We start from the raw sequence: 1,483 nt of genomic DNA, 5'->3' as shown, positions 1-1,483 counted from the left end.
ATGGGCGATGAACAGCTTAAATCATCGTCCCAGAAAATGTCTCGGCTTCAAAACGCCGCACCAAGTATTTATGAAGCAGTTACAATCGCATCAACATGTGGTTGCACTTCGAAATTGAATCCGCCGAAGAAAACAATTTCAATTTATTAATGATATATGGACTGAGTTAAAGGTGCAGCGGCTTCATATTAATTTTTTTTTGAACTATTCATACCTATATATATTTTGGTTGATTCTTCTGAACAGTAAAACGGGATCATTATGGACTCAATTTTTAATGAAGCAATGAGTCGATCGATTCAAGCAAACTTGGCACTTAAAACTCTCTATTGCTTTAGTTTATTTTTTATATTGCCTATCTCGTTATTTGGTGCGAGTGGTTGGCTTGGCATGATGACTGGCGGGGGATTTTTACCTGCGCCAATTTTGATGTGGTTGTTGCTGATTGTGTGGCGACTAGTTTATGTCGTTCGTTATCGCAACGCGCTTGATTCGCTTAAAAGTAATAAATTTCTTTTCCTGCTTCGTAAGATCAGCATCCTTTTGATGGTGGTAGGAATTATGGCGTCTCTGACCATTTTTATACGCCGTCCTATTACTGAATTTGTGTTTCGGAACGTCGGAGATGACGGGATTGCTTATGTAATTGTAGGGTTATGGATTTACTGCATTTCTTTGGCCGCTCTCTTTCTTGGCGCGGGTGGGTTTGAGGTAAGTCGGAAGTTTTCAAAAACGTAATCAATCCAGTCATCGTCCAATTTTGTTTCGTAGCAGTTGAAATTCATTAACTCGAATAGTTTTATGCCTAAATTATTTTTTAAATTTATTTTTAATGGGATGCCTGATGTCGATCAATGCTTGTTCTGGAGATACGACGACTTGGGATCAGGAGGTCAAGTTACTTGATGGTCGGAAAATCGTCGTCACACAAAAAAGACTATTGCAAGGTTTATTAACCAGGGATGCGTGGTTGACCATTAACTTGCCACAAATTAGTCAGGAGCCAATTGTTTGGCATGAATCGCTTTATCCGATGGTAGTTAATATATTTAATGGCAGTTTATACGTGGTAGCAATGCCATCGACTGTCCGTGAGCGCCATCGTTATGGTGATCCATCGCCCCCAAATATTGGATTTCGGTGGGTAGCTAGTGGCTGGCAACGAATTCCATTCAATGAGATTCCTGAGGCAATTTATGACGCAAACATGTTAGTTAGTGAATTGCCGCCAAAATTGCCAAAATTACTGACTTTAGATGAAAAAAATAGCACAAAAATGAATCAAGATCCGGATTTGCCGGAATTTGATAAGCATATTTCTCCAAAATTAAATTAAATGTTGTTCATTGATTCTCAACGCGAGTTCAATTTTGAAGTGCAAGCGTATTTTTGAAGAATACCTGATTGGGTGTAAGGTATCCTAATCTTTTTCTTGGTCGATTATTCAGTCTATTCATGGCGTGATCAATCTCCTGTTGTGTAA

Annotated in this window: 2 protein-coding genes and 2 pseudogenes; 3 read left to right on the top strand and 1 reads right to left on the bottom strand. The window is 38.8% G+C overall.

The genetic code is table 11. The features are described from left to right. The 3 genes and pseudogenes from ACO0K1_RS20155 to ACO0K1_RS20145 all read left to right on the top strand — a co-directional run. Positions 1 to 118: pseudogene (locus ACO0K1_RS20155) on the top strand (IS30 family transposase); the annotation flags it as partial. Positions 119 to 261: 143 nt separating this feature from the next. After that, positions 262 to 738 carry a hypothetical protein gene (locus ACO0K1_RS20150; protein WP_423028984.1) on the top strand — a complete coding sequence of 159 codons (477 nt, stop codon included), beginning with the start codon at positions 262 to 264 and terminating at the stop codon, positions 736 to 738. A 106-nt stretch (positions 739 to 844) separates the two neighbouring features. Continuing rightward, entirely contained in the window at positions 845 to 1,336 is a 492-nt protein-coding gene (locus ACO0K1_RS20145) for a hypothetical protein (protein ID WP_423028982.1), read from the top strand. A 28-nt stretch (positions 1,337 to 1,364) separates the two neighbouring features. Here ACO0K1_RS20145 and ACO0K1_RS20140 read toward each other — a convergent pair. Further along, positions 1,365 to 1,483: pseudogene (locus ACO0K1_RS20140) on the bottom strand (IS30 family transposase); the annotation flags it as partial.

The sequence above is a fragment of the Undibacterium sp. SXout20W genome, from assembly GCF_049340285.1.
Classification (GTDB): Bacteria; Pseudomonadota; Gammaproteobacteria; order Burkholderiales; family Burkholderiaceae_D; genus Undibacterium.
The sequence above is the reverse complement of the archived record's forward strand: the minus strand, read 5'-3'. Positions and strand labels throughout refer to the sequence as shown.

Coding starts and splice junctions, on each gene's coding strand:
- ACO0K1_RS20150 (WP_423028984.1), top strand. CDS start 262: ATGGACTCAATTTTTAATGAAGCAATGAGTCGATCGATTCAAGCAAAC.
- ACO0K1_RS20145 (WP_423028982.1), top strand. CDS start 845: ATGTCGATCAATGCTTGTTCTGGAGATACGACGACTTGGGATCAGGAG.